Origin of the sequence: Kitasatospora aureofaciens (assembly GCF_019192735.1) — a bacterium.
In the GTDB taxonomy this organism is placed as follows: Bacteria; Actinomycetota; Actinomycetes; order Streptomycetales; family Streptomycetaceae; genus Kitasatospora; species Kitasatospora aureofaciens_A.
In genome coordinates this window covers 15882-35753 of sequence record NZ_JAHTKP010000061.1, presented here as the reverse complement: position 1 = coordinate 35753, position 19872 = coordinate 15882, and the positions used below count along the sequence as shown (strand labels likewise).

Annotated in this window: 18 protein-coding genes; 12 read left to right on the top strand and 6 right to left on the bottom strand. The window is 74.1% G+C overall.

The window, feature by feature from the left end:
- Positions 1 to 17 precede the first annotated feature (17 nt).
- The 3 genes from KV557_RS34380 (at position 18) to KV557_RS34370 (ending at position 1342) form a co-directional block, all read left to right on the top strand.
- A complete protein-coding gene (locus KV557_RS34380; RefSeq protein WP_218205505.1) occupies positions 18 to 857 on the top strand; it encodes a helix-turn-helix domain-containing protein in 840 nt (279 codons plus the stop codon).
- Positions 842 to 1051: a DUF397 domain-containing protein gene (locus KV557_RS34375; protein WP_218205504.1), complete on the top strand. Its 210-nt coding sequence runs from the start codon at positions 842 to 844 to the stop codon at positions 1049 to 1051. The genes KV557_RS34380 and KV557_RS34375 overlap by 16 nt, the downstream gene beginning before the upstream one ends.
- Positions 1052 to 1135: 84 nt before the next feature.
- The gene (locus tag KV557_RS34370; protein WP_218205503.1) at positions 1136 to 1342 is read left to right on the top strand and encodes a DUF397 domain-containing protein; all 207 of its coding nucleotides are present in this window, start codon (positions 1136 to 1138) and stop codon (positions 1340 to 1342) included.
- 608 nt (positions 1343 to 1950) lie between these two features.
- Here KV557_RS34370 and KV557_RS34365 read toward each other — a convergent pair.
- The 3 genes from KV557_RS34365 to KV557_RS34355 form a co-directional block, all read right to left on the bottom strand.
- Positions 1951 to 2556, bottom strand: a complete 606-nt coding sequence (locus tag KV557_RS34365; protein WP_218205502.1) for a hypothetical protein — start codon at positions 2554 to 2556, stop codon at positions 1951 to 1953.
- 436 nt (positions 2557 to 2992) lie between these two features.
- Positions 2993 to 3565 (bottom strand): hypothetical protein, encoded by a 573-nt coding sequence (locus tag KV557_RS34360; protein WP_218205501.1) that lies wholly within the window; start codon positions 3563 to 3565, stop codon positions 2993 to 2995.
- A 1097-nt stretch (positions 3566 to 4662) separates the two neighbouring features.
- Entirely contained in the window at positions 4663 to 5577 is a 915-nt protein-coding gene (locus tag KV557_RS34355; RefSeq protein WP_218205500.1) for a LysR family transcriptional regulator, read from the bottom strand.
- A gap of 245 nt (positions 5578 to 5822) precedes the next feature.
- Here KV557_RS34355 and KV557_RS34350 point away from each other — a divergent pair, with 245 nt between their 5' ends.
- From KV557_RS34350 to KV557_RS34330, 5 genes are all read left to right on the top strand, one after another.
- On the top strand, positions 5823 to 6191 hold the full coding sequence (locus KV557_RS34350) for a YciI family protein (protein WP_218205499.1): 369 nt from the start codon (positions 5823 to 5825) through the stop codon (positions 6189 to 6191).
- Positions 6192 to 6596: 405 nt separating this feature from the next.
- A complete protein-coding gene (locus KV557_RS34345) occupies positions 6597 to 7814 on the top strand; it encodes an FAD-dependent monooxygenase (protein ID WP_218205498.1) in 1218 nt (405 codons plus the stop codon).
- A 10-nt stretch (positions 7815 to 7824) separates the two neighbouring features.
- A complete protein-coding gene (locus tag KV557_RS34340; RefSeq protein WP_308130213.1) occupies positions 7825 to 9528 on the top strand; it encodes an FAD-dependent monooxygenase in 1704 nt (567 codons plus the stop codon).
- Positions 9529 to 10073: 545 nt separating this feature from the next.
- Complete coding sequence (locus KV557_RS34335; protein WP_218205496.1) at positions 10074 to 10742, top strand: RNA polymerase sigma factor; 669 nt, start codon at positions 10074 to 10076, stop codon at positions 10740 to 10742.
- Positions 10739 to 11449 carry a hypothetical protein gene (locus tag KV557_RS34330; RefSeq protein WP_218205518.1) on the top strand — a complete coding sequence of 237 codons (711 nt, stop codon included), beginning with the start codon at positions 10739 to 10741 and terminating at the stop codon, positions 11447 to 11449. Before KV557_RS34335 ends, KV557_RS34330 begins: the two co-directional genes overlap by 4 nt.
- Positions 11450 to 11761: 312 nt before the next feature.
- On the opposite strand, the gene KV557_RS34325 is transcribed toward KV557_RS34330, so the two are convergent.
- Positions 11762 to 12088, bottom strand: coding sequence for a DNA glycosylase AlkZ-like family protein (locus KV557_RS34325; protein WP_218205495.1), 327 nt, complete (start codon positions 12086 to 12088; stop codon positions 11762 to 11764).
- A 257-nt stretch (positions 12089 to 12345) separates the two neighbouring features.
- On the opposite strand from KV557_RS34325, the gene KV557_RS34320 reads away from it, so the two are divergent.
- From KV557_RS34320 to KV557_RS34310, 3 genes are all read left to right on the top strand, one after another.
- Positions 12346 to 12894 (top strand): SigE family RNA polymerase sigma factor, encoded by a 549-nt coding sequence (locus KV557_RS34320; protein WP_218205494.1) that lies wholly within the window; start codon positions 12346 to 12348, stop codon positions 12892 to 12894.
- Positions 12891 to 13511, top strand: coding sequence for a PASTA domain-containing protein (locus tag KV557_RS34315; protein ID WP_218205493.1), 621 nt, complete (start codon positions 12891 to 12893; stop codon positions 13509 to 13511). The genes KV557_RS34320 and KV557_RS34315 overlap by 4 nt, the downstream gene beginning before the upstream one ends.
- A 76-nt stretch (positions 13512 to 13587) precedes the next feature.
- Complete coding sequence (locus KV557_RS34310) at positions 13588 to 14226, top strand: flavin reductase family protein (protein ID WP_218205492.1); 639 nt, start codon at positions 13588 to 13590, stop codon at positions 14224 to 14226.
- A gap of 85 nt (positions 14227 to 14311) precedes the next feature.
- On the opposite strand, the gene KV557_RS34305 is transcribed toward KV557_RS34310, so the two are convergent.
- Together KV557_RS34305 and KV557_RS34300 are read right to left on the bottom strand one after the other, a co-directional pair.
- On the bottom strand, positions 14312 to 14524 hold the full coding sequence (locus KV557_RS34305) for a DUF4287 domain-containing protein (protein ID WP_218205491.1): 213 nt from the start codon (positions 14522 to 14524) through the stop codon (positions 14312 to 14314).
- 101 nt (positions 14525 to 14625) lie between these two features.
- Complete coding sequence (locus tag KV557_RS34300) at positions 14626 to 18612, bottom strand: Pls/PosA family non-ribosomal peptide synthetase (protein WP_218205490.1); 3987 nt, start codon at positions 18610 to 18612, stop codon at positions 14626 to 14628.
- Positions 18613 to 19122: 510 nt separating this feature from the next.
- Here KV557_RS34300 and KV557_RS34295 point away from each other — a divergent pair.
- Positions 19123 to 19776, top strand: a complete 654-nt coding sequence (locus tag KV557_RS34295; RefSeq protein ID WP_218205517.1) for a histone deacetylase — start codon at positions 19123 to 19125, stop codon at positions 19774 to 19776.
- The last annotated feature ends 96 nt before the right edge of the window (positions 19777 to 19872 follow it).

Here is a 19872-nt window from a genome sequence, read left to right as displayed (position 1 = left end):
GCTAGTTGGGGGTTTCCATGAACAAGAAGACCATTGACCCGACCTCATCCCCCTGGGCCCCGTTCGGGATCCAACTCCGCAGGTCACGCGAGGCGGCCGGCCTCAAGCAGGAGCAGCTGGCGCCGCACTGCGAGTGCTCCCCGTCGCACCTCTCCTACGTCGAACTTGCACATCGGCCGCCGAGCCGGAGGCTCGCCGAACTCGCCGACAAGGCGCTCGGGACCGGCGGCACCCTCCTGCTGATGTGGTACCAGCTCAAGCACACCGCGATCTTGGAGGGCTTCCCGGAGTACGCCCGCTACGAGGCCCTCGCGGAGCAGATCAGAATCTTCGAGATCGACGTCATCACAGGGCTCCTGCAGACCCGGGCATACGCGACCGCGATCGAGATGGGATACGCCCGGCAGGGCGGTGCAACCCCGGAACAAGCCGAGGAGCGCATCGAGTTCAGGCTCGCCCGGCAGCAGGTCCTGGAACGGACCCCACCTCCGCTCCTGCACGCGGTGCTGGACGAGAGCTGCCTCAGGCGGGTCATCGGCGGGCGGGACGTCATGGTCGAGCAGTTGCTCCACCTTGAACAGTTGGCCGATCGATCCAACGTGGTCATCCAGGTGGCACCGTACTCCCTGGGCGAGAACCGGCCGTTCACCCGCGTGGCGCACCTCCTTACCATGCCGAACCGCAAGATTCTCGCTTACGGCGAGATTGAGCAGCGCGGTTACATCGACCGGGATTCCCAGTCGGTTGCAGCGCTGACCAAGAGCTACGATCGGCTTGCGATCGAGGCCATGAACCAGGCCGAATCGCTCGCTTTGATCCGCTCGGTACGGAGGGACCTTGAATGGATGTCGACCTGACTGACGCTTCCTGGCGGAAGAGTTCATACAGTGGCGGAGGCGGCGGCGCGTGCATCGAGGTCGCCGACGGCTTCACCGGCGTGATGCCCGTCCGCGACTCCAAGGACCCCAGCGGCCCCGCCCTCCTCTTCTCCTCCCCCGCCTGGCAGGCCTTCGTCACCGCCGTCCGCACCGGCGAATTCGACGCCAACTAGCGTCTCCTCACCTTGGATTGGGAAGTCGGCGTCGTCGACTTCCCAATCCAATGCACGCGCTACCCGATCAGGAGGAACCTGCGGATGGATGTCGACCTGACTGACGCTTCCTGGCGCAAGAGCACCTACAGCACCGACGGAGGTCAGTGCATCGAGGTGGCTCCCGGCTTCACGGGCGTCATGCCCGTCCGCGACTCCAAGGACCCGAGCGGCCCGGCCCTCCTCTTCCCCGCCGACGCCTGGCAGTCCTTCGTCACGGCTGTTCGCGCCGGCGAGTTCGACGCCCGGTAACCCACAGCACCCGGCCCCGCCGCCCACACTCGGGGCGGCGGGGCCTTCCCATCCCATCTTGACCAGGCGTCCCGAGTTGCCGCCCCAGAGCGGGAAGTCGGCCTCGCGGCTCTGCTGGCGAAGTCGGTTCGGGCGGGCGTGGGACAGTGAGGGTCTGCTCGTCGGGGGCGGAAATGCTGTCTGTTGTTGCTGCTCGCGGGGCAGGAGCGTCAGAGTGCGGCCGTACGTGCCGTTCGCGGCTTCGATGCACTGTGGCTCGCCCTCGTGACGCTCGTGGACCGTGTCCGGTCCGACGGGTCCGAGCAGGTCGATCGTGTGCTCATCACAGGCGGTGACGATGTGGGCGGCGGTGACGCAGCCGGCATCCACGGCGTGCTCGCCAGGCGGTGGACCCCCTTGCAGCCAGGCCCTGGTGGACGATCTCGGTCAGCTCGGGGCCGGCGACCGTCGCATCCCTGGTGACCACGTGGGTGATCACGTGCGGGGCACCCGGTTCCGGGTCCGTCCCGGTGCCGGCTCCTGGCACGACGTCCGCGCACAAGGCCTTCGGCCTGTGCGCGGACGTCGTCGACCAGGAGAACATCGGCGGTCCGGGCTACTTCCTCAGCTCAGCGCCTGTCGTCGCCGTGGCGCTCGCCGCCGCGGCGCTCCTCGCCGTGGTGGTGGTGCACCACCCGGAAGCTGCCCACCACACCGTCGTCGACCTCGACGCTCTCGGTGGGCCCCGGCTTCACACCGTCGCTGGTGCTGTGCGGGCCGACGGTGGCGATGGGAGCACCGTTGTCGCAGACCGCGCCACGGAAGACCTCGACGGTGCTGTGGCTGTCGTTGCGGATGTTCAGGGTCCGGGCGCCCAGGCCGCTGACCACGGTGATGCAGCCATCCGAGTGGGCGGAGTACGTCCGCTCGTTGATGTGGATCCGGCCCTCCTCGTGGTGCCGGTGCTCGAACTCCCGGCCCTCCTCCCGGCCCTCGTACCGGCCCTCGTTGCCCTTGCCCTCGTTGCCCTTGCCCTCGTTGCCGTTGCCCTTGGCGCCGGCACCGGCACCGGCACCGGCGCCACCGCCGGCGCCGTCGGCGGACGGGGCCGCCTGCTGGACGGACGGGGCTGCCTGGGACACCGGCCCGGAGGCGGACGCGACGTAGGTGAGGCCGGTCGCGGCCAGGGTTGCGGCGGCCACCGCGGCGACCGCGGTGGAGCGGGTCATCTTCATGCAAGTTCTCCTGTTTTCCGAGAAATCGGCTGTGGCAGCCGACGCGTGATGGAACGTGTTGACGGCCCCCGACTGTCATTTCGGGCAGATCGAAGAGCTGACGCGGTGGTGGGGGGCACGGGCTGTCGAGATCAGCCCGCACACCCCCCCCTGGCGGATCGGACGATGGGGGACGGGGGGAAACGGGCTGTCGAGATCAGCCCGCACGCCCCCGGGGGGATCGGACGATGTGGGACGTCACATCGTCCGAGAGGTTATTGACGGACGGTCGGCCACATTTTCGGGTGAGGTGATCATCTGGCGCTTGCTCACCCGTTCGGCAGTGTGACGCCTGGAACTGCCGTGCGATGAGGTGAGTCGCCTCCGGAGGAGGCGACGCCTCCTGGGGCCCCGGCCCGATTCGGGCGGACCGGGGCTCCGCATTCAGGCAGTCGGCTCAGCGCTCGCCGCCGCGCTCGCCGCCGCGCTCGCCGCCGCGGCGCTCCTCGCCGTGGTGGTGGTGCACCACCCGGAAGCTGCCCACCACGCCGTCGTCGACCTCGACGCTCTCGGTCTTGTGCGGCTTGACGCCGTCGCTGGTGCTGTGGGGGCCGACGGTGGCGATGGGAGCGCCGTTGTCGCAGACCGCGCCACGGAAGACCTCGACGGTGCTGTGGCTGTCGTTGCGGATGTTCAGGCTGCGGGCGCCCAGGCCGCTGACCACGGTGATGCAGCCATCCGAGTGGGCGGAGTACGTCCGCTCGTTGATGTGGATCCGGCCCTCCTCGTGGTGCTCACGGCGCTCACGGCGCTCCCGGCCCTCGTGCTCCCGGCCCTCGTTACCCTTGGCGCCGCCGTCGCTGGGCAGCAGGGCGGGAGCGGCTGCCTGCTGGACGACCGGAGCCGCCTGCTGGACGACCGGAGCCGCCTGGGCCGCCGGCCCGGAGGCGGACGCCACGTAGGTGATGCCGGTCACGCCCAGGGCCGCGGCGGCCGCCGCGGCGACCGCGGTGGAGCGGGTCATCTTCATGGAAATTCTCCTGTTCTCTGACAGATCGGCTTTGACAACCGACGCGTGATTGAACGTACTAACAGCCCCTATGACTGTCATTTCGGGCAGATCGAAGGGCTGGTGCCGGTGAAGCCGAACGGGGTATCCGGAGTAGCCGCAAACCGCTCCCCGGCGACGTCAAGTGGGCTGGAAAATAAGGAGATTGACGGGAGCTAGTTGTTCGTAGGATTTACCTGATACTTGTTCACTCCTTTGGCTGCAGGACGCCTGGAAACCCCCGGCAATGAGGGTGAGTCATCCCGGGGGGAGCCCTGCCCCCCCCCGGCGTTGCCCGGCGGCCTGGTTCCCGACCGGTGGGGGGAGCGTCGCGAATCGCCGGGGATGGTCACGCCCCGTCAGCCGGAGGCGGAGCTGTCCGTGGCGATCCGGCGCGACGGCCGTGCCGCACGGCGGGATCGAGAGCCTCTGCTGCCGGCCGGGCATCGTCGGCGCCCGTGCGAAGGGAAGCGTCGAGGGGCCGGATCGGCCCCTTCCGGCGCAACCACGTCACCCGTGTGCCCGGCCGCGGCACCGTCGCGATCGAGCGGCACGCAGGTGCGCGTGATGCTGCACGCCTCCCACCTGGTGGTCTGCGACGGCAGAGAAGTGGCGCGAGGCGGCCGTCCCCGCGGGCGGGCGCTCGGGGCGGGGGCGGGCGGGGAGGAGGCGGGGGGCGAGGCGGAGTGGCTCGCGGACCTCTCGGCCGGATGCCGGGCACCGCCGGTGCGGACAGGCTCTGCCGGTGCGGACAGGCTCCCGGACAGAAGGACGGTCACGTCCTCGTGCCGGGTGGACCACTCGTCGGGCACAGGGCCCCAACCGTCGGGCGCGATAACGAAGCGTCCGGTCCGCGGGTCGTCCCGGGGCCGGCTGTGCCCCGGCGCAATCACCGGCCCGTGGCGGGCACCGCGGGGACCGTGCCGCAGGATGTCCACGATGTGCAGGTCGCGTGGCGATCGCCCGCGCCCTGCCGGCACCGGCCCGTCCGTCCGTCCGTCCGGTCGTTCGTTCGTCCGGTCGTTCGTCCGGTCGTCCGTGCCCTGGTCGTGGCAGCGGGGTCCGGGACCGGGCCGGGGTCAGTCGGTGTGTTCCCTCGCCCCGGCGGCCGTGGCCTGCTGCACGGCCAGGACGAGGTCGCGCAGGGCGGGGTCCGGGTTCGCGGGGCGCCAGGCGGCGGCCAGGGTGAGGGTGGGGGCCTCGCGGGTGAACGGGCGCCAGGTGAGGTGCGGGTCGTCCGCGACCATGGAGGCGGGCTGCACCGCGACGAGCGGTTCGCCGCTGGTGAGTTGGGTCTGGAACACCGAGCGGTGCCCGGATCCGGCGCGCAGGTGCGGGTCCCAGCCGTTGCGGCGGCAGTGGGCGAGGACCTCGTCGTGGTGTCCGGGCGCGAACTCCCGGGGGAACCACAGGAGTTCCTGCCCGGCGAGGTCGGCGAAGCCGACGGTGTCCAGCCGGGCGAGCGGGTGGGTGTGCCCCGTCACCACGCCCATCGGCTCCCGCCACACCGTCGCGGTGCGCAGGTCCGTGGCCGGGAAGGGCGTGGTGAGCAGGCCCAGGTCGAGGTCACCGGAGGCGAGCAGGTCGAGCTGCGCTGCCGTCGGGGCGTCGCGAAAGCGGATGCGGGCGGGGACGCCGGCCTGCCGGAGGGCTGCGCTCGCGTCCCGTACGCACCTGACCAGCGCCGCCGGGACGCCCGCCGGTACCCCGATCCGCAGGACGGCCGGCTCGGTGCGGGTCGCGGACTCCACGGCGTGCCGGGCGCGCTCGGCGGCATCCAGCGCGGCCTTCGCCTCCGGTACCAGGGCGGTCCCTGCCGGCGTGAGCGTCATGCCGGTCGCTGCGCGCTCGAACAGCGGCGCGCCCAGCTCCTTCTCCAGCAGCCGGATCTGCTGGCTGAGGGAGGGGGCGCTGAGGTAGAGGCGCTGGGCGGCCCTGGTGAGGTTGCCCTCCTCGGCGACGGCCTGGAAGTAGCGGAGCTGACGCAGTTCCACGGTGTTCTCCGGGACAGGTGGGCGACGGAGCGGGGCGGGCGACGGGGCGGGGCATGCGCCGCGAGGGCGACCGAGCGATCCTACCGGCGTCCGCATCGGCGTTGACCTGCGGTGTTAGCCGCTCGCTGGGCGGCGTTCGGAGGGACGTCATGGACGCCGGGCGCCTTCGGGCGGTTCGCTGGTGGACGTCGGGACCGGCCCTGATCACCGTCCCGCGACCTCACGCCGACAGGACGGAAAGCACCGTGTTCATCCTCACCCTGACCTACCTCGCTGACCTGGCTGACCTGGCGGAGATCGACGCCGTGCTGCCCGCACACCGCGACTACCTCGAACGCCACTACCGCACCGGCCGTTTCCTCCTCTCCGGGCGCCGCGTCCCCCGCACCGGCGGGGTCATCCTGGCGCTCGGCGACGACCCCGAGGAGATACGCGCGATCACCGCCACCGACCCCTTCGTGGTCGCCGGCCTCGCCCGCTACGACATCGTCCAGGCCACGCCCACCGCCGTGTCCGCGACGCTCGCCGACGCCCTCGGGGCGGCGGGCGTCCACGACGTGGCGAGCATGCCGGTCGACAGCGCTGCGGCCGACGGCGTCCCGGCCGGCAACTGAACCACGGCTGCACCACGGTTGAGCCACGGCGCCCTGAGAGCGCGAACGGCCCCGCCGCCCCAGCCGGGGGCGGCGGGGCCTGAGGCTGCGGGCCCCGGGACGGCGGCCCTGCCGTTCCCGCCGCGCCGACGCGAGAAGTCGGACCCGCCGACGTCCCGCGCCCCGTGGTGCGGCGGCCGGCGCCCGGGCGGCCGTGCCGCGGAAAGCCGCAGAGATTCTTCCTGGGACCGCCCCGGCCGCCCCTGCCCCGCACTAGTGCACCTCCCCGCCTGCGCTGCCTGCACAACTGCCCGCCACACCAGCCCCGGCCAGCCCCGACGCGCACCAGTGCACTAGTGCGGCTGCGTCAGGAAGTGCCATGCCAGGGCTTGTTGAGCGCGATGCGTACGCCGTACATTCGGAGGCATGGAGAACACCGACATCCTCATCTCCGGCGCCGGGATCGCCGGCCCCGTCCTCGCCCACTGGCTGCGCCGCAACGGCTTCAACCCGACTGTCGTCGAACGCGCCCCCGCCCCGCGGCCGGGCGGGCAGACGGTCGACCTGCGCGGCGCCGGCCGCACCGTGATCGAGCGGATGGGCCTCATGGAGCAGGTCCGCGCGCTCTGCGTCGACCAGCGCGGGCTCGGGCTGGTCGACCGCCGGGGGCGGCTGACCGCGCGGATGCCCGTCGAGCTGTTCGACGGCGAGGGCATCGTCTCCGAGATCGAGATCCTGCGCGGCGACCTCGCCGACCTGCTGTACCGGGCGAGCGCCGGCGAGGTGGAGTACCTCTTCGACGACACCGTCACCGCGCTCGCCGAGGACGCCGACGGGGTCACCGTCACCTTCGAGAACGCGGCGCAGCGCCGCTTCGGCCTGGTCGTCGGCGCGGACGGGCTGCACTCGGCGGTGCGCCGCCTCGCCTTCGGCGCCGGCGACGCGCACTACCGGCCGCTGGGCGGCCACAACGCCTGGTTCACCGTCACGGACCGTCTGGACCTGGACGGCTGGTTCCTGATGTACAACGCGCCGGGCGGCCTGGTCGCCAGCGCCCGCCCCGGGCGGCTGCCCGGTGAGGTCAAGGCCGGCCTCGCCTTCCGCTCCGGGCCCCTGGCCTTCGACCGCCGTGACACCGCCGCCCAGCAGCGTCTGCTCACCGAGCGTTTCGCCGGCGCGGGCTGGGAGGTGGACCGGCTGCTGGCCGGTATGGCCCGGGCGGACGACTTCTTCTTCGACTCCGTCGGCCAGATCCGCCTCGACCACTACACCCGCGGGCGCGTCGCGCTGATCGGCGACGCCGGCTACAGCCCCAGCCCGCTCACCGGCCTGGGCACCAGCCTCGCCCTGGTCGGCGCCTACCTGCTGGCCGGTGAACTCGGCGCCGCCCGTACCGCCGGCACCGGCCACCGCGCCGCCTTCGCCCGCTACGAGGAGCTGATGCGCCCCTACGTCACCCGCTCCCAGGAGCTGCCGCCCGGCGGCATGAACGGCTACGCCCCCAACAGCGCGGCGATGATCCGCCTGCGCGCCGCGTCCATGCGGATGATGGGCCGCTGGCCGATGCGCGGCATCCTGGCCGCCCAGTTCGCCAAGGCCGGCGACATCGATCTGCCCGACTACGCGCTGTTGGCCGCTGCCTGACGGGCCGGCCGTGAACCGGCCCGCCGGCGGGTGCGGCGGACGGTGTCGGCGAGGTCGGCGAGGAAGCGGAGGCCGCGGGGGGCTGGTACCGGTTCTGATCGGTCGTCGCACCCCAGGTAACGTCAAGAAGGATCATCAGACGTTACGAGGATTGGGGAGTGGGCATGCGTGTCCCGGCGGCGACGTCCGTTCTGGTGGTGGGCGGGGCCCGGTCGGCCTGACGCTGTCGCTCCTGCTGTCCGGGTACGGTGTGGAGCACCTGCTCGTGGAGGCGCATCCGGGTACCTCGCTGCATCCCAAGGCTCGTGGTGTGTCGGCGCGTTCGATGGAGGTCTTCCGGCGTCTGGGCCTGGAGGCGGAGGTCCGGCGGGCCGGGCTGCCGGCCTCGCACGTCTTCTTCTACCGCGGCCGGGACCTGGTCGACCCGGACTTCGTGCGCACCGGCGCCGCGCACGAGCCCCGGCAGGGCGCCGAGCGCACCCCGTCGCCGGGGCTGCTCTGCCCGCAGGACGCGCTGGAGGCCGTCCTGCTGCGGCGCGCCCGCGAACTCGCCCCCGACGGCATCCGCTTCGCCACCCGTCTGCTGTCCTTCACCGAGGACGACACCGAGGACGGGCAGGGGGTGCACGCGGTGCTGGAGGACCGGGCCACCGGCGAGCGGCACACCGTGCGCGCCGACTGGCTGGTCGGCTGCGACGGCGCCGCCAGCACCGTGCGCGCGGGCGCCGGGATCGCGATGGAGGGGCCGACGGGCCTGGGCCACTTCCTCAGCATCCGCTTCGAGGCGCCGCTCGGGGACGTCGTCGCGGACCGGGCCAGCGCCTCGTACTTCCTCACCGCCCCGGGCCGCGGCGGCTTCCTGGCCGTCGACAACGACCGGCACTGGATCTACCAGCATCCGTACGACCCCGCCCGCGAGGACCCCGCCGCGCTCCTGGGCGACCACGGGAAGCCGGCCGACCTGGTCCGCGACGCCGCCGGGCTGCCTCACCTGCCGGTCACCGTCCGCGACACCATGGCCTGGCGCTCGGACGCGCAGACCGCCGCCGCCTACCGCAGGTTGCGGGTGCTGCTCGCGGGCGACGCCGCCCACGTGATGCCGCCCACCGGCGGGCACGGCATGAACACCGGCATCGGCGACGCGGACAACCTCGCCCGGAAGCTCGCCGCGGTCACCGCCGGCCCGGCCGGCGAGGCCCTGCTGGACACCTACGAGGCCGAACGCCGCCCCGTCGCCCTGGCGGTCACCGCACTGTCCCTGGCCAACTCCCGCGACCGCACCCGCTACCGGATCGACGACGAGCTGCTGCTCACCGCCGTCTACCGCTCCACCGCCGTCCTCCCCGACCCCGACACCGGCACCGGCACCGGTCCCGGCCCCACCGCCGCCCGCCCGCCGCTGGACCCGGCCCGCGAACACCCCGAGGGCGGGCCCGGCGCCCGTCTGCCGCACCGGGCGCTCGCCTCCGGGTCCACGCTGGACCTCGTCGGCCCCGGCTTCACCCTGTTCACCGCGGACCCGGACGCCTGGCAGCGGCAGGTCGACAACGCCGCGGCCGCGGGACTGCCCGTCACCCTGCGCCCCTCGCCCACCGACGGGACGCTCCTCGTCCGCCCCGACGGCCACATCGCCTGGCAGACCCCGCACCCGCCCGCCGACGACACGCACCTGCCCGACGTCCTGCGCCGGATCCTGTCCGTACCGGCGGCTTGAACCTCACCCGACGTCAGGAGGCATCGTGGTGGGCTTGGCCCCCGAACAGACCTGGAAGGTCGGCCGTTGCCGAGACCTTCAGGAAGTCTCAGCAATCCGGGCGTTTCCGCCCGGAAGGCCTGTTCACGGCCCATCTGACGCGACTACGGTTCACGCTTCATCGCCGACCGCCTGGCTCACGCCCGGTCTTGCACCGGCTCCACATGCGTTTTCCGTCTCCGAGCCACTCCCGGCGACGGGCGGACCGAGGCCCGCGTGAGAGGCGTGTTTCACCTGCCGCCGCAGGGGACGAACACCCGGCCGGCGCGGCTCTCGCCAACCGGGCAGAGGCCAACCTGCCGACAACCGCCGGCAGTTGCCCAAATTCGTTGAGAGATCAAGCAACGGCTGGAAGCCCCTGCCGATCCTCGTGACGGCCCCGGGCCTGCGGCGCCGGGCGTCCTCGGGCTCCGGCCCGCCGGGGGGGGAGCCTCGCCTGCGCAGGGGTGCGCGAGGATGTGGTGCGGATCACGGCAACGGGCCGGGGCGGCGGGACAGGACCGGGTGTGGAGAAATCGATACGCGCCCGGGTGCGCGCCGGGGACGCGGCGGCGTTCGGGCAGGTCTTCGAGGATCACGCCCAGGCGGTGTACCGGCACGCCGTGCGGATGACCGGGGACCGGGCCGTCGCCGAGGACGTGGTCTCGCTGACCTTCCTGGAAGGGTGGCGGCTGCGCGCGCGGGTGGACCCCGACGGGGGGAGTCTGCGGCCGTGGCTGCTGGGGATCGCCGGAAACGTCATCCGCAACACCCGCCGGGCTGCGCGTCGCCACCAGAGGGCGCTCGCCAGGCTGCCGCCGCGCGAGGCGGTGCCGGACTTCGCCGGCGAGTTGGCCGGGCGGATCGCCGACGCCGAGGAACTGGCCGCCGCGAAGGCCGCGTTGGAGCGGCTGCGGCCGGCCGAGCGGGAGGTGTTCGCGCTGTGCGTGTGGGAGGGCCTGGACCACGCGGCCGTCGCCGAGGCGTTGGGCCGGCCGGTGGGGACGATCCGTTCCCGGCTCTCGCGTGCCCGCGCCCGGCTGCGGGAGCTGACGGCGCAGGAGCTGGCCGCGACGCGTTCGGCGAAAGGACAGCAGAAAGAGCTGCCGGAAAGGCCGCAACGTGCCGGGGCCTGCGGACAGGTAGCAGGTGACCGCGACCTCGCGGTCCGGCCGACCAAGGAGACGATCCGTTGAACGCCACCCCCCGTCCCCGGTCCGACCAGGCCGAACGGGAGGAACTGGCCCGGCTGCTGCCGGCCCCGGCCCACCCGGAACTGCCCCCAGGCCGCCACCTCCTGCTGAAGGAACACGTGATGGACACCATCACCGCGGACACCCGGCGCACCGCCCGGCGGCGCACCCCGGCCCTGCGCGTGGCGCTTCCGGTGGGCCTGGCCGCCGCCCTGGCGGCGGGCGTCGCCGTCACCGCCGCCACCGGGCGCCCCGGCGCCGACGTGCCCCAGGGCCGTATCACCAACGTCGCCTACACCCTGCAGAGCAGCGGCGACGACGTCGTCAGGCTCACCGTCCTGGAACAGGACAAGCCGGTCGATGCGGCCCAACTCCAGCGCGACCTGGACCACTTCGGGGTCCACGCCCGCGTCTACGCCGGCGAGCCCGGCTGCCGCGCCCCCGAGCCGGCCTCGCCCGACAACCCGGCCGACCACGACCGGGGCTGGGACATGGGCACCGAAGGCCGGCAGACCGTCCTCACCATCCGCCCGCGCACCATCCCGGCCGGCCTGCAGCTGTTCATCCACCTGCCCTACGCCACGACCGACCCCGCCGACAGCTGGCGCTCCCTGGCCGTCGGCCTCATGAAGCCCCCGGCCCCCGCCTGCATGCCCGGTGCGACGTTCACCAACCCCCTGGCCGGCCTGTTCCCGTCCCCGGCCCACTGAGCCCGGCCCACTGACATGTCCGCACCCCACGGCGGGGTGCGGACATGTCAGTGGCGGGTGCCAGGATGCGGGCCGTTGAGGTCACCACGGGAGGTTGCGCATGCGTTCGCACTGGTACGCCTTGCCCGCGACTTCTTCCTGGCCGGCGAGGCAACGGCGACGGGCTGAAGCGCGGGGACGCTCCCGGCGCCCGGCGCCCGGCGGGTGTTCATGCCGCCGCCCCGTCCGGTCGGTCCGGTCAGGCGATGCGGACCGTCAGCCCGGCCAGGCCGCTCGCGCGGGCGACGTGCGCCGCCTCCTGCTCGACCGCCTTCAGCGGCAGGGCGCCGGCGTCCGGGAACGGGGTGACCACCAGGCCACGAGCGACAGGTAGGCGCCGGCGTCGCTCGGGCGCAGCAGGTGCAGGGTCCCGCGTACGGCCCAGGTCTTCATCAGGGCGAGGTCGGCGACGCCGTGGTCGACGCTGTTTTCGTCGGGTGTCGACTGCCGCAGGGCGACGGCCAGTTCGGCGGCGCTCCACACCTGGGCCTGCACGCCGCACAGTCGGCTGACGATCGCGCTCGCGGTGTGCTCGCTGCGCGGGTCCAGGTACTGGCGTCGCATCCGCCACGCGGACACCTGCTGCCGGCTGACCTTCACGCCGTCCCCCTCCCGGCCAACGGGTCCTCACCCTATACCCGTGCTCGCGGGCGTCGCCGTTCGCCGGAAAGGCCGTGGCGGGTAGGGGGTTTCGGGGTTTCGGGGGTGCTGTGGCGCGGGCCCGGAGGAGGGTGTTCGGCGCCCTCGGTCGGGCGTGAGTTACGTCACTTCGGGTGCGCCGGTGCAGCGGACGGGCGCCGTACGCGGTCATGGCGGGGCGTGAGGATGACGACGCGTGAGGAAAGCGGGGGCGGCGGGTGAGGCTGCGCAGGGCCAGTCCCGGGATCGACTTCGTCGAGTTCGTGGAGCAGCGCTCGGGTGCGCTGTTCCGGACGGCGTACGTGCTGACCGGGGACGCGTACGCCGCGGAGGACCTGGTGCAGGAGGCGCTGGAGCGCGTGTGCCGGCACTGGCGGCGGGTGGCGGCCTCGGATTCTCCTGAGGCGTACGTGCGGCGGATCGTGGTGAACCTGGCCAACGACCGGTGGCGGCGCCTGAACCGTCCCGGTGAGCGGACCGCGGCGGTCCCGCCGGCCGAGCGTGCGGATCCGCGTGATGCCTACCGGTCGGTGGAGCTGCGGGAGGAGCTCGTCGCGGCGCTGCACACGCTGCCGATGGGGATGCGCACGGTGGTCGTCCTGTACTACCTCCACGACCTGGGGGACCGGGAGATCGCGCGGACGCTCGACGTCTCCCCCGGTGCGGTGCGCTCCCAGCTCGCCCGGGGCCTGGCGAAACTGCGGGCCGTGCTGCCCCGGCAGGACGCCCCGCCCGCCCCGCTGACCTCGCGTGAAGGTGCCCGATGACCCGTCTGCCGCCCCCCGATCCCGACTTCGAGAAGGAGCTTGTCTCCGCCATGACCTCGTTCGCCGACCACGTCCCGGCCCCTGTCATCGATGCCGCCGGCATCCGGCGGCGCACCGCGCGCCGGCGCGCCGTCCTGACCGGGGTGGTGGCCGCCGCGGCGGTGGCCGCGATCGGGACGGGCGGGGCGCTGCTCGCCGCCTCGCCGTCCCCGGGGCCCGCCTCCGGGCCCGCCTCCGGGCCGGCGGGCGGTGTCCCGGCGGCGCACGCGCCGGCCACGTCGGGCACGCCGTCGCCGGTCGCGCCGTCGCCGGTCGCGTCGTCGCCCGCGCCCGGCGAGGGCACGCCCAGCGGCACGCCCGGCGAGGGCACGCCGAGCCCGGTCGCGCCGCTCGTCGGCGACGGTGCGCCGGTGGCCGTGCCGTCGGTCGCCGGCCTGACGCGGGCCGCGGCCGTCAAGCAGCTGGACGCGGCCGGACTGCACTGCGAGGTCCACGAGTTCACCGACTGGAACGTGCCCGCCGGCACGGTCATCAACGCCGAGCCGCGCGCCGGTGCCACGGTGCCGACGGGCTCGACGGTGGAGCTGTTCGTCTCCAAGGGCAGGCCGGGCAGCTGACGGACCCGCCGGGGCGCGAACTGGATGTCCGATCACCGCCAGCGGCCCGGGGGCGGGCGGGGGCAGGGTCGGGGGCATGCACAAGGTCATCGATCTCAAGGTCCTCTACTTCGGCACCCCGGTGGTGCTGATCGGCTCCCGCAACGCGGACGGCAGCGCGAACCTGGCGCCGATGTCCTCCGCGTGGTGGCTCGGCCACTCCTGCGTGCTGGGGCTGGGCAACAGCACGCAGAGCGCCGTGAACCTGCTGCGCGAGGGCGAGTGCGTGCTCAACCTGCCGTCCTCGGCGATGGTCGACGCGGTGGACCGCCTGGCGCTGCTGACCGGCAACCCGGTGGTCACCGACTTCAAGCGGCAGCAGGGCTACCGCTTCGAGCCGCGCAAGTTCGCCGCCGCGGGCCTGACCGAGCAGCCGGGCGAGCTGGTGCGCGCCCCGCGCGCCGCCGAGTGCCCCGTCCAGCTGGAGTGCCGTCTGGCCGCGGCCACCCCGCTGGCGGGCAACGAGCGCTGCACCGCGTTCGAGGTGGAGGTGGTGCGGGCGCACGTGGACGAGGCCCTGATCGTGCCCGGCACCGACCACTACGTCGACCCGCTCGGCTGGGACCCGCTGATCATGAAGTTCTGCGAGTTCTTCGGCGACGGGCGGCGCCTGCGGCCCTCCCGCCTCGCCGAGGGCTGGCAGATGCCGGGCCGGCTGGCCCCGGCGCGGGCTTGACCTCAAGGCCGGGGCCCGGCGCCCCGAAACGCCGTCACCCCGCCGGCCGCGGGATGCGGGGCGGGGTGACGGGGAGGCGGGCGGGTCAGGGGGCGGTGTTCTCGGCGAGAGTGTGGGCGACGAGGGCGTTGGCGTGGCCGTGGCCGAGGCCGTGGTCGGTCTTGAGCCAGGCGACGAGTTCCATGTGCTTGGTGAGCGGGGAGGAGCGGATGAGGTCCTTCCACTCGGCGACGGGGCGGCCGTACTTCTTCTCGATGGAGGGGAAGTAGCTGGCGGGGCCCTTCACGGGTGCGGTCATGGTCGCGGTGTCCTTCCGGAGCGGACAGTGGTGCGCGGTGCGGTCACGGGTTAGGACCGTGGCCGCACCGCGCACTCATCGCCCTGTGTGCGTGAGCTGTGTCACACTCCGGCGCGGCGGCGTCCGCGGGCGGCGCGGCGGCCGGCGGGCGGGGTGGGGTCGGCGGTCCAGGCGGCGACGGGGTTGCCGAGCCAGCGGGTGGAGCCGGGGACGTTCTCGCCGCGCATGACCAGGGAGGCGGGGCCCACCGTGGTGCCGGCGCCGAGGGAGGAGTTGAGCAGCACGATGGAGTGCGGCCCGGTGGTGGAGCCGGCGCCGAGGTGGACGGTGCCCAGGCGCATGACGCGGTCGTGGAAGAGGTGGGTCTGCAGGACGGTGCCGCGGTTGACGCTGGCGCCGGCCTCGACGGTGACGAGGTCGCTCTCGGGCAGCCAGTGGGTCTCGCACCACACGCCGCGGCCGATGCGGGCGCCGAGGCTGCGCAGCCACAGGTTCAGGTAGGGGGTGCCGGTGATGCTGGAGCCGCCGAAGGGCATGGCGAGTTCCTCGACGAAGGTGTCGTAGAGCTCGTTGCGCCAGACGAAGGAGGACCAGAGGGGGTGTTCGGCGGTGCGGAAGCGTCCGACGAGCAGCCACTTGGCGGCGGTGGTGATGGCGCAGGCGATGACGGCGGCGGCGGCGAGTATCACCCCGGCGGCGGCCAGGGTGGTGGGGATGCCGTAGTCGTCGCGGACGGCCTGGAGGGCGAGGAAGACGAGGTCGCCGAGGACGGCGGCCAGGATGAGGGGCAGCAGGCGGCAGAGTTCGACGCCGGCGCGCGCCCACATCAGGCGCCTGGGCGGGTCGTAGGTGCGGGCCTCGCCGCCGGTGTCGGCGACGCGGGGCAGGGCGAAGGCGGGGCGGCCGAGCCAGGAGGAGCCTTCGGGGGCGTGGGCGGGGGTGTCGGACAGGACGCCGACGAGGCAGTTGTCGGGCAGGTGGCGGCCGGGGCCGACGATGCCGGAGTTGCCGACGAAGGAGCGGCGTCCGACGTGGGCGGGGCCCAGGTGCAGCCAGCCGTCGCGGACCTCGTAGGGGGCGACGAGGGTGTCGTCGGCGAGGAAGGCGCCGTCGTCCACGCGCATCAGGCCGGGCAGGGCGAGGACCGTGGAGGCCTCGACGCGCCGGCCGATCCTGGCCCCGAGCAGGCGCAGCCACAGCGGGGTGAAGAGGCTGGCGTAGAGGGGGAAGAGGGAGCGGCGGGCGGTGTCGGTGAGGCGGTGGACGGCCCAGGCGCAGAAGGCGACGCCGCCGTGGGCGGGGTGGTAGCCGGGGCGCAGCGGCAGGGAGAGGAGGCGCACGGCCAGCGCTATGAGGGTGGCGTGGCACAGGAGGGTGAGGGCGGTGAGGGGGACGGTGAGGGGCAGGAGCTGGAGGAGGACCTGGCCGAGGGTGCGGTCGGCGTCGATCATCGGGTAGATGATCGCGAGGGCGGGCAGGGCGGCGGCGATGGGCAGGACGCCGAAGGCGGTCAGGCCGATGCCGTAGGCGAGGCCCCAGGGGCCGCGCCGGCGGCGGGCGGGGGCGTGCGGGGGCCAGCCGGTGGGGGTGTCGGGGGCGGGTCGGGCCGGGGAGCCGTGCCAGTGTTCGCGGGCGGGGACGGTGGCGGTGACGCAGGAGCCGGGGGCGATGTCGGCGCCGGCGCCGATGCGGGCGCCGGGCATGAGGGTGGCGCGGGTGCCGATGCGGGCGCCTTCGCCGACGTCGATGTGGCCGAGGTGGAGGATGTCGCCGTCCAGCCACCAGCCGGCGATGTCGACCTCGGATTCGAGGGTGGCGCCGGCGGCGAGGCGGGCGAGGCCGGTGACGGGGGGCAGGGTGTGCAGGTGGACGCCTCGGCCGATGCGGCAGCCGACGGCGCGGCCGTAGCGGGCGGCCCAGGGGGTGCCGGCGAGGGTGGCGACGCCGAAGAGGGCGACGGTGCGCTCCGCGGTCCACAGGCGCAGGTGGACGTGGCCGCCGCGGGGGTGGCTGCCGGGGCGGATGCCGGCGGTGAGCAGGCGGGCGGCGAAGGCTGCGAGGAGGGTGCGGCCGGGGGCGCTGTAGAAGAGGAGGAGGCCGGCGGCGACGGGCCACCACGGGGAGTGGGGGGCCCAGGGCAGGTGGGCGCCGGTGAGGTTGTCCAGGGCGGCGAGGACGAGGACCCAGCGCAGGCCGGCGAGGGTGAACAGGCCGGCGAGGGCGAGGGTCTGCCACAGGCCGGCGCCGGCGGGGGTGCGGCGCACCTGCCGGGCGGGGGCGGGTGGTGCGGCCGGGGCGTGGGTGTCGCACTGCGGGGGCGCGAGGGTGTCCAGGTGGGCGGCGAGCGCGCCAAGGACGGGGTGGGCGTAGAGGTCGGCGACGGAGACGCCGGGGTAGCGGGTGCGCAGTTCGGAGACGAGGCGGGCGGCGGTGAGGCTGGAGCCGCCGAGGGCGAAGAAGTCGTCGCCGGCGCCGGGGGTCATGCCGAGCAGGGCCTCCCAGTGGCCGGCGAGCCAGCCGGCGGTGCCCTCCAGGGGGCCGGCGGCGGGGTTGTCCTGGGTGCCGGTGGTGGCCAGCGGCCAGGGCAGGGCGCCTCGGTCGACCTTGCCGGAGGTTTTGGTGGGCAGCGAGTCGACGAGGGCGAGGACCGGCACGAGCGGGGCGGGCAGGCGCTCCAGCAGCTGGTGGCGGGCGGCGGCCAGGTCGGGGACGGCGGCGGGCTGCGGGACGAGGTAGCCGACCAGCAGGTCGGCGCCGGCGGGGGTCTTGCGGACGGCGGCGGCCGCGGCGCGGATGCCGGGCAGGGCCTGGAGGGCGGCGTCGATCTCGCCGAGTTCGATGCGCCGGCCGGCGAGTTTGACCTGGTCGTCGGCGCGGCCGACGAAGACCAGGCCCTCGGGGTCGTTGCGCACGAGGTCGCCGCTGCGGTAGACGCGCGGGGAGGCGAACACCGGGTGGGGGCTGAACTTCTCGGCGTCCTTGGCGGGGTCGAGGTAGCGGGCGCAGCCGATGCCGCTGATGAGGAGTTCGCCGGTCTCGTACCGGGGGACGGGGTTGCCGGCCGGGTCGACGACGGCGATCTCCCAGCCGTCCAGGGGCGCGCCGATGCGTACCGGTTCGCCGGGCATCATGCGGGCGGCGGTGGCGACGACGGTGGTCTCGGTGGGGCCGTAGGTGTTCCAGAACTCGCGGCCGGGCACGGCCAGGCGCTCGACGAGTTCGGCGGGGCAGGCCTCGCCGCCGACGATGATCAGGCGCACCGCGTCCAGGCATTCCTGCGGCCACAGGGCGAGCAGGGTGGGGACGGTGGAGACGGCGGTGATGCGGCGCTCGACGAGCCAGGGGCCGAGGTCGGTGCCGGCCTTGACGAGGGAGCGGGGGGCGGGGACCAGGCAGGCGCCGTGGCGCCAGGCCAGCCACATCTCCTCGCAGGAGGCGTCGAAGGCGACCGAGAGGCCGGCCAGGACGCGGTCGCCGGGGCCCAGCGGCTGCCGGCGCAGGAAGAGGCGGGCCTCGGCGTCGACGAAAGCGGCGGCGCTGCGGTGGGTGACGGCGACGCCCTTGGGGCGGCCGGTGGTGCCGGAGGTGAAGATGATCCACGCGTCGTCGGCCGGCGAGGGCCAGGCAGGGCGGCCCGAGGGGCGGGCGAGGGGCCCGGCGCTCAGGCGGCGCTCGGCGCCGATGACGGCGCAGACCTGGGCGTCGTGCCAGATCATCTCGGCGCGCTCGTCGGGGTCGTCGGCGTCGACGGGCACGTAGGCGGCGCCGCAGCGCAGCACGGCGAGGATGGCGACGTACAGGTCGGCGGTGCCGGAGGGGATGCGCACGCCGACCCGGTCGCCGCATCCGATGCCGTGGCCGGCGAGGACGCCGGCGAGGGTGTCGACCTCGTGCAGCAGGGTGCGGTAGTCCAGCACGGCGGTGCCGGTGTCCAGCGCGGGCGCGTTCGGGTGGGCGTCGGCGGTGGCGGCGACGATGTCGAGCAGGCTGCGCGGGTGGGCGGGCTGGGCCACCGGCCAGCCGGCCGCCCAGCCCGGGTGGGGGCGGTGCAGCGTGCTGGGGCCGGCCGTGTCCTGGCGTGCGTCCATGGGGGGTGTTTCCTCGGCTCCGGTTTCCTGGATCAGGGTTCCTGGGTCAGGGGTGGGCACCTGCGGGTGGGCGGGTGCGGGCGCGTACGGGGTCACCTGGGGTGATGCGCCCATTCACCATGACGGGGCCTGGGGGCCGACGGATGCAGCTGGGGTGTGGTCAAAGGAAATTCTCATGATCGGTGCCGTTTGGGCCGGCAGAGGAACGATTCGAATGCCGATTCGGGCATTTGGGGATGTTTTCGCTGGTGAAGGGTAGCGGTCCGGGAGGGCGACGGCGGTGACGGGAGAGGGAGGAGTGGTGAACGCCATGCAACCGGAACGCTACCCGTAGCGGCGGGGTGGCCGCCGGTTCGGGGGTGGGCCGGCCGATCACCGGACCGGGCCAAACCGGTGGCCGGGCGGTGGTGCGTATGCGTCGTTACGGCGGGCGCGCGGTGGTGCGTGGGCGCCGTGACGGTGGCCGCGCGGTGGTGCGTGGGTGCCGTTACGGTCTCGGATGTGAGCGCGATGCCCTCCGGCGTGCCGTCCGGCGTGCTGTCCGGCGACGGGCTGGTCTGGTACGCGGCCTATGGGTCCAATCTGCACGCCTCCCGGCTGACCTGCTACCTGCGCGGCGGGCGCCCCGAGGGCGGGGCCCGCGCCCAGCCCGGGTGCCGCGACCCGCGCCCGCCGCGCCGCGACGTTGCGGCGGTGCTGCCCGGGGCGCTGTACTTCGCCCGCGAGTCGGCGGTGTGGGGCGGCGGCATCGCCTTCTACGACCCCGGCGCCGGCGGTGCGATGCCGTGCCGCGCGTATCTGGTCACGGCCGGGCAGTTCAGCGACATCGCCGCCCAGGAGATGCACCGCCCGCCCGGCACCGACCTCGACCTGGCCCGCGTCCTCGCCCGCGGGCGCGACCGGCTCGGCCCCGGCCGGTACGAGACGCTGGTGTGCGCGGGCACGCTGGACGGCTTACCGCTGCTGACGTTCACCGCACCCGAGGGCTTGGCGGGAGCGGAGCTGAACCCGCCCTCGGCCGCCTACCTGCGCACCCTGGCCGCGGGCCTGGCGCAGTCGCACGGCTGGAGCAGGCGGCGCGCGGCCGTCTACCTCGCCGGGCGGGCGGGCGCGGCCGGGCACTGGAGCGCGCAGGAAGTGCTGACCGTGCTCGGCGGGCCGTAGCGGCCGGGCAGGCCCGGGCAGGCCCGGGCAGCCGTGCAGGGCCGTAGCGGCCGGGCGGGCCCGGGCAGCCGGGCGGGCCCGGGCAGCCGTGCAGGG

What these genes read in the sequence shown, in the direction of transcription:
- KV557_RS34380 (WP_218205505.1), top strand. Translation starts at nt 18, where the DNA reads ATGAACAAGAAGACCATTGACCCGACCTCATCCCCCTGGGCCCCGTTC.
- KV557_RS34375 (WP_218205504.1), top strand. Translation starts at nt 842, where the DNA reads ATGGATGTCGACCTGACTGACGCTTCCTGGCGGAAGAGTTCATACAGT.
- KV557_RS34370 (WP_218205503.1), top strand. Translation starts at nt 1,136, where the DNA reads ATGGATGTCGACCTGACTGACGCTTCCTGGCGCAAGAGCACCTACAGC.
- KV557_RS34365 (WP_218205502.1), bottom strand. Translation starts at nt 2,556, where the DNA reads ATGAAGATGACCCGCTCCACCGCGGTCGCCGCGGTGGCCGCCGCAACC.
- KV557_RS34360 (WP_218205501.1), bottom strand. Translation starts at nt 3,565, where the DNA reads ATGAAGATGACCCGCTCCACCGCGGTCGCCGCGGCGGCCGCCGCGGCC.
- KV557_RS34345 (WP_218205498.1), top strand. Translation starts at nt 6,597, where the DNA reads ATGGAGAACACCGACATCCTCATCTCCGGCGCCGGGATCGCCGGCCCC.
- KV557_RS34315 (WP_218205493.1), top strand. Translation starts at nt 12,891, where the DNA reads ATGACCCGTCTGCCGCCCCCCGATCCCGACTTCGAGAAGGAGCTTGTC.
- KV557_RS34310 (WP_218205492.1), top strand. Translation starts at nt 13,588, where the DNA reads ATGCACAAGGTCATCGATCTCAAGGTCCTCTACTTCGGCACCCCGGTG.
- KV557_RS34305 (WP_218205491.1), bottom strand. Translation starts at nt 14,524, where the DNA reads ATGACCGCACCCGTGAAGGGCCCCGCCAGCTACTTCCCCTCCATCGAG.
- KV557_RS34300 (WP_218205490.1), bottom strand. Translation starts at nt 18,612, where the DNA reads ATGGACGCACGCCAGGACACGGCCGGCCCCAGCACGCTGCACCGCCCC.
- KV557_RS34295 (WP_218205517.1), top strand. Translation starts at nt 19,123, where the DNA reads ATGCCCTCCGGCGTGCCGTCCGGCGTGCTGTCCGGCGACGGGCTGGTC.